The sequence below is a fragment of the Paenarthrobacter sp. CM16 genome, assembly GCF_013179505.1.
In the GTDB taxonomy this organism is placed as follows: Bacteria; Actinomycetota; Actinomycetes; order Actinomycetales; family Micrococcaceae; genus Arthrobacter.
Genome location: NZ_JABMCX010000268.1, coordinates 1 through 6,438 on the forward strand (window position 1 = coordinate 1; position 6,438 = coordinate 6,438).

The 6,438-nt window shown below is 63.4% G+C and carries 5 protein-coding genes and 1 pseudogene; 3 read left to right on the forward strand and 3 right to left on the reverse strand.

Annotation, left to right across the window (positions count from 1 at the left end; all coding sequences use genetic code 11):
- Positions 1-439 (forward strand): annotated as a pseudogene (locus tag HP499_RS19075) (ABC transporter permease); the annotation flags it as partial.
- A gap of 20 nt (positions 440-459) precedes the next feature.
- Positions 460-1,080, forward strand: a complete 621-nt coding sequence (locus HP499_RS19080; RefSeq protein ID WP_026540583.1) for an L-threonylcarbamoyladenylate synthase — start codon at positions 460-462, stop codon at positions 1,078-1,080.
- Positions 1,081-1,092: 12 nt separating this feature from the next.
- On the opposite strand, the gene HP499_RS19085 is transcribed toward HP499_RS19080, so the two are convergent.
- Positions 1,093-2,232, reverse strand: coding sequence for a serine hydrolase domain-containing protein (locus HP499_RS19085; protein ID WP_309138425.1), 1,140 nt, complete (start codon positions 2,230-2,232; stop codon positions 1,093-1,095).
- 40 nt (positions 2,233-2,272) lie between these two features.
- Positions 2,273-3,298, reverse strand: coding sequence for a non-homologous end-joining DNA ligase (ligD, locus tag HP499_RS19090; protein WP_172325742.1), 1,026 nt, complete (start codon positions 3,296-3,298; stop codon positions 2,273-2,275).
- A 76-nt stretch (positions 3,299-3,374) separates the two neighbouring features.
- On the opposite strand from ligD, the gene HP499_RS19095 reads away from it, so the two are divergent.
- On the forward strand, positions 3,375-4,037 hold the full coding sequence (locus HP499_RS19095; protein WP_172325743.1) for an alpha/beta family hydrolase: 663 nt from the start codon (positions 3,375-3,377) through the stop codon (positions 4,035-4,037).
- 34 nt (positions 4,038-4,071) lie between these two features.
- Here the strand turns inward: HP499_RS19095 and HP499_RS19100 are convergent, their stop codons facing one another.
- Complete coding sequence (locus HP499_RS19100; RefSeq protein ID WP_172325744.1) at positions 4,072-6,177, reverse strand: elongation factor G-like protein EF-G2; 2,106 nt, start codon at positions 6,175-6,177, stop codon at positions 4,072-4,074.
- Between the last annotated feature and the right edge of the window lie 261 nt (positions 6,178-6,438).

Below are 6,438 nucleotides of genomic sequence, written 5' to 3' on the forward strand. Positions count from 1 at the left end.
GGCTGCCGTGGCAGTATCCGGCGCCTTGGCCGGCGTCGTACTTTTTCCTGTGGGGCCGGTGACGCTGTTGTCCGGTGACACCATCAGCGTGGGCGAGGCCGCCGTGAGATCACTGCTGATTGCTGCCTACATCACGGTTTCGCTCCTGGGGTTGTCGGCAATCGGAGTGCTGATTTCCACGTTCACGGACGTTCCTGTGGGAGCAATGGCCACCACGATCGTCCTTTCAGTCCTCTCGCAGGTACTTGACAACCTCCCCCAACTCGAATGGCTGCACCCTTGGCTCTTCAGCCACCATTGGCTGGGGTTCGCTGACCTGCTGCGGCAGCCCATCTCCTGGACATCATTTGGCGAAAACGCAATCCTCCAGGCCGGATACATCGTTGTGTGCGGCGCGCTGGCCTATGCCAAATTCTCCAGCAAGGACGTCTTTTCATAGCTTTGTCGTAGGCTCTTCCCATGGCCAGATTCTTTGACGTGCACCCTGAAGATCCACAACCACGCGCCATCGGCCAAGTGGTGAATATGCTCCAAGGCGGCGGCTTGATCGCCTACCCGACCGACTCCTGCTACGCACTAGGTGCCCAGATCGGCAACAGGGAAGCCTTGGACCGGATCAGGACCATCCGGCATTTGGATGACAAACACCACTTCACGCTGGTCTGCAAAGACTTCGCCCAGATGGGGCAGTTCGTGATGCTGGACAACGACATCTTCAGGAGCATCAAGGCGGTCACCCCCGGCAGCTACACATTCATCCTCCCCGCAACACGCGAAGTGCCCAAACGGCTCCTGCACCCCAAGAAGAAAACCGTTGGTGTCCGCATTCCCGATCACAAGGTGGTCCAGGCGCTCCTGGCTGAACTTGGTGAACCTTTGCTCTCCAGCACCCTGCTGCTGCCGGACGAGGAAGAGCCGCTGACCCAGGGCTGGGAAATCAAGGAGCGCCTGGACAACCAGGTGGATGGCGTCATCGACGCGGGCGACACCGGCTCGGAGCCCACCACAGTGATCGACTTCTCCAGTGGAGTCGCCGAGGTGGTGCGGCGGGGCATGGGCGATACTTCGCGTTTCGAATAGCCACAGCCAGCCTCAGCGGAACTGGAAACGGCAGCCCGAGTTCAAAGCCACCTGCGCAACACCAGTCATTTCCAAGGAGATTGCCGACGGCTGTGGCAGCAGAGGCCGGGGCGGATACGCTACGAAAATAACCAGCCGGCGGTTGCCGTCGGCACTGTTGAGGGCAACGCTCCCGTAGCCTGGAATGTCTCCGGCATGACCGAAGTATGAGCCGTTCGTGCAGCGGTCGTCCCAGTGGTCCAGGCCCAGGCCGTAGTTGGCGGGCACCGCGCCCTTCATGTCGATCAAGCTTGCAGGTTCCACCAGTCGTCCCGTCAACAGGGCCTCATAGAAGGTGCTGATGTCCTCAATGCTGGAGACCAAACCGCCTGGTGCAACCCCGCTCGGGGCCGAAGGAAACGTCACATCCACCGTTTCCCCGGCCACCTGGATGTAGCCGTGGACTAGATCATCCGGGGCGGTGGAGCCAGGAACCAGCAAGGAAGTGGACTCGAGATCCAGGGGCCCGAAGACATCACCCTGCAGGACAGCTTCAAGCGATGAACCCCGGAGCCGCTCCACCAACCGACCCAGCAAGGCATCGGCCTGTGCGGACGTCATGTCGGGAAGGGCTGCCGTGATCCCGAGGAGCTGGCGAATGGTTAGTGCGCTGCCCTCGGCAACTGAACCCGGCAGGTGCGTCAGGACAGTGTCGTCCAGAGTCAATGCTCCCTCTTCCACGAGCTTGGCGATGGACACTGCCAGCATGGTCCGGAGTTGTCCGCCCACGGCAAAGGTGTCACCGGGCTGGACCTCAGTGCGCCCATCACGGCTCCTCACTCCAGCCGCATGAGTCCACTCCTGCAGGCCAACCTTGGCGCTGATGAGCACCGCTGAGGCGCCTTCCTCGCGCTTTTCGCGGGAGAACAGTTCCAAGGTGGCCCGTAACTCCTGGAAGGCCGGTGAAAATGACGCAGTGTCCAGCGGTGCCGAACTTGATGCTTCGGTGCTTGTCGGCACCACAGGAGGGGACGTCGTCGTTGGCGCCGTGGTCATCGGTGCAGACGTTGCTGTTGCCGGTGGCTTCACCGACGTAGCGGGCCGGGACGGCAGCGGGTCCGGCACTACAGTGCACCCGCCCAGGAGCGTCCCGCAGGCGACTGCGAGACCCACCAACCCCGTCCTGCATCGTTGTGGCACTCGGCCTCCCGGCTTACTCCTCCGGCTTGCGGGCCCGGCTTGGCTGAACACGCATGGGCTCACCCGGCATCTTGGGGAATTCCGGCGGGAAGGGCATCTCGCCCTGGCCGTTCTTGACGTCCCGCTCCCACCAGGCCAGCAGCACATCGATGTCGCCGGGGTGATCGTGCATGGATGCCCACGGGTCGCCGGCTTTTGCCAGCCGGTCCGGGACTGTGGTGATGGTGTACTTTGCGGGATCGGCGTTCTCCAGTTCGTCCCATTCCAGCGGGCACGAAACCTGGGCCGCAGGCACGGCGCGCGGGCTGTACGCGCCGGCGATGGTCCGGTCCCGGTTGGCCTGGTTGAAGTCCACGAAGATCCTGGTTCCGCGTTCTTCTTTCCACCACGCCGTGGTGACTTGGTCAGGCATGCGCCGCTCCAACTCACGCCCTGCCGCGATCACGGCGTGCCGTACATCGAGGAACTCGTGTTTGGGATGGATCGGAGCGTACACGTGCAGTCCCCGGTTGCCGGAGGTCTTGATGAAAGCCGTCAGCCCGGCCTCAGCAAGGACGGACCGGAGTTCCTGTGCTGCAGGAATTGCGTCGTCAAAGTCCGTGCCCGGCTGGGGATCGAGGTCTATCCTCAACTGGTCCGGGTTATCGGGATCATCCGCCCGGGAAGCCCACGGGTGGAACACCACAGTGTTCATCTGCGCTGCCCACACGGCTGCCGCAGGCTCATCAATCACCAACTGCGGATGGGACCGTGCGCTGGGATACGTCACCGGAACCGAGCGGACGTACTCCGGGGCGCCCTTGGGCGGATTCTTCGAGAAGAACATCTCCCCTTCGATACTTCCTGAATACCGTTGAAGACTGATGGGCCGGTTTCCGTTGGCGGCGACAAACGCTCCCCCGACGTCAATAAGATAGTTCGCCAGGTCCAGCTTGGTCAGTCCTGCCTCCGGCCACATCACCCGGCTTGGACTGGAAATCCGGACTTCCCGGGGGCCATCCGGACCGGGCACTGTAACGGTGGTTGCTTCGCTCGCCATGGGCACAAGCTACCCCGTTAATGGCTCGCGCGTCAGCACCCACGGTGTTTTTGGTGTGGTGGGCAATGATGGAGTCATGCCAAATACAGAAACATCCGTCGCGATCACGGTGGGCGAATCCGATATTTCCGCCCTGCACCTCCGGCCGGAGAACCCCTTTGCCACTTTGGTGGTGGCGCACGGGGCGGGCGCCGGAATGGAGCACCCCTTCCTGCAAGGTTTCGCCGAAGCGATGGCAGGTGAGGGCGTGGCTACCCTGCGCTTCAACTTTCCTTACCGGGAAGCGGGCCGGCGGTTTCCCGACCGCCCGCCTTTGGCGATCGCCACATGGCGCGCCGTGATGGAAACGGCGGGCGGGCTTGCCGACGCCGGGCCGCTCTGGGCTGCCGGGAAATCCTTCGGAGGACGCATGGCGTCCATGGCAGTGGCTGACGGCATGCCTGCCAGCGGGCTGGTGTACCTGGGCTATCCATTGCACGCGCCCGGAAAGCCGGAAAAACTGCGCGACGAACACCTTTACGGCATCACGGTACCCATGCTCTTCCTCCAGGGGACACGGGATACGTTCGCAACCCCAAACCTTTTGGAGGAGGTCGTGGGCAGGATCGGCCCGACGGCGACGCTCCAGTGGAGCGAGGGAGGTGACCACTCGTTCGCGCTCAAGGGTGTGAAACGCCCGGCCGCCGAGACCGGGGCCTCGCTGGCGCCTGCGGTGGCTGCTTTCCTGCGCGCAAACTAACAAAGCCGGCGCAGGTATGGCCTTAGTCCCGTCACTACTTTGGCAGGGGCTCGTGGCGAAGGAAGGATCGTCGGAAACGACCGGTCCCGGCGGTGAGGGCACGAAGCTCGATGGCGTAGCGCAGAAGTTCCTGGTCCGGCACTTCAGCGCTGATTTCCGTTCCCTCCCCGTCTGCTGCAGTGGTGCCGGTGACTCGTCCACGCCGTCCTGAAAGATCACTCATCACGGCACCCACATAATCATCCGGGACGCTGACAACAACTGAGGAGACTGGTTCCAACAGCTGGATTTTTGCGGCAGCGGCAGCTTCACGAAGTGCCAACGCTCCGGCCGCCTGGAAAGCGGCGTCGGAAGAATCCACGCTGTGGGTCTTGCCGCCCACCAGGGTGACTTTGATGTCAACCACCGGGAATCCGGCCGACACACCTTTGAGCATCTGGGAACGGACTCCCTTCTCCACGGAGGCAACAAACGTGGCCGGGATCGCTCCACCCACGATTCTGTCCGTGAACTCGAATCCCGCGCCTCGGGCCAAGGGCTCCACCTCGATGTCGCAGATGGCGAACTGCCCATGGCCTCCTGATTGTTTGACGTGCCGTCCGTGACCGGCGGCTCTGGTGGCGAAGGTTTCCCTGAGCGGAGTCTTGACGTCCACGGTCTGCAGCTTGACACCCTGGCTGCGCAGCCTGTCCAGGACCACCTCGGAGTGGGCTTCGCCCATGCACCACAGGATGAGTTGGTGGGTGTCGGGGTTGCGCTCCAGGCGCAGCGTCGGATCAGCGGCGGCCACTTTACCAATGCTCTTGGCCAGCGCGTCTTCGTCGCTCGGGGAGGCGCCTTCGATGGCTATGGGCATTAACGGCTCGGGCATGTTCCACGTTTCGATCAGCAGCGGCGCATCCTTATCCGAGACGGTGTCGCCCGTCTCGGCACTTGCGAGCTTGCTGATGGCACAGATGTCCCCCGCAATACACTGCGGAACGGCTTTCAGACTGGAGCCCACCGGCGCGTAGAGATGGGTGATGCGCTCATCGGCGTCGTGGTCCTCATGGCCCCTGTCGGCAAGCCCCCGGCCACCCACATGAATCGAAGAATCCTCCCGCAGGGTCCCGGAGAAAACCCGGACCAGGCAAACACGCCCCAGGAACGGGTCCACGGTGGTTCTCACCACCTCCGCGGCCAAGCGCCCGGCAGGATCACAGCCCAGCGGCTTCATGGACGTGCCATCCAGCGTCATCACGGCCGGGGTGAGGCGTTCAGGGGGTGACGGCATCGCATCAATCAACAAGGACATCAGCTCCGGAAGGCCCACGCCGGTTTCTGCCGATGTGGGAATCACCGGGAAGAAGCTCCCCCTGGCTACGGCTTTTTCCAGATCCTGGATCAGATCGGCCAAGGGCAGTTCCTCACCCCCGAGGTAGCGGTCCATGAGTGTTTCGTCTTCGCTCTCGGCAATGATTCCTTCGATCAAGGGGCCCCTGGCCGACTCTACGGCCGCTTCCGCCACCCCGTCCTCATCACCCTGCCCTTGGAGGACGCCAAGGAGCGCCGCATTGCCCGCCCCAGGAACATACAGCGGAAGCACCGACTCGCCGAAGGCGTCCCGGCAACGCGCGACGGCGGCAGTGAAGTCGGCGCGCGGGTGGTCCACTTTACTCAGCACTACCGCCCTGGGCATGCGGATCTTCGCGCATTCACCCCACAAGGCGACCGTGGCGCCGTCGATTCCTTCCACCGCGGAGACAACAAAAAGGGCCGCATCGGCGGCCCTCAAACCAGCCCGCAGTTCGCCGGTGAAATCGGTGTAGCCGGGGGTGTCGATCAGGTTGACCTTTACCTCGCCCAGCAACAGCGGGGCCACCGACATGCTCACGGACCGTTGCTGGTGGACCGCGGACGGATCTGAATCGCTGACCGTGGTGCCTTCGCTGATGGAGCCCATTCTGGTGATCGCCCCGGTTGCGGCGAGCAATGCTTCCACCAGCATCGTCTTGCCGGCTCCGGAATGCCCCACCAGGGCAACATTGCGGACTCGGGCCGGGTCACTGGCTGCCAAGGCGGCACCGGAGTCGCCCCGGCGGGCATCGGGCGTGCCGGCTCCGGTTCCTTTGGGTGCCTCTCGCGTGCCCTTTGCGGACATGGCCACCTCCTGGTGTTGTATCCCGGCAGGGTGTCCGAACACGCCGGGTTCGAACCTTAAACAGGATTGGACACCCTGGAGTGACTGCAGGGCAAGGGCTCCCGGCGACCAATACCTACGGGCCTGCCTACGGGCCGCCGTCGGCTCCTTGCCCCGGGTTTGGACTCCAAACTAAACTGCGAGCAATCCCCACAACAACCAGGCAGAGGCTGCCGCACATCCGGCAATCACCGCAGTGAACCCGGTCAGCCACACGAAGGC

Bases quoted from the DNA above. Each gene is read 5' to 3' on its own strand.
- ligD (WP_172325742.1), bottom strand. From the start codon at position 3,298: ATGGCGAGCGAAGCAACCACCGTTACAGTGCCCGGTCCGGATGGCCCC.
- HP499_RS19100 (WP_172325744.1), bottom strand. From the start codon at position 6,177: ATGTCCGCAAAGGGCACGCGAGAGGCACCCAAAGGAACCGGAGCCGGC.
- HP499_RS19095 (WP_172325743.1), top strand. From the start codon at position 3,375: ATGCCAAATACAGAAACATCCGTCGCGATCACGGTGGGCGAATCCGAT.
- HP499_RS19080 (WP_026540583.1), top strand. From the start codon at position 460: ATGGCCAGATTCTTTGACGTGCACCCTGAAGATCCACAACCACGCGCC.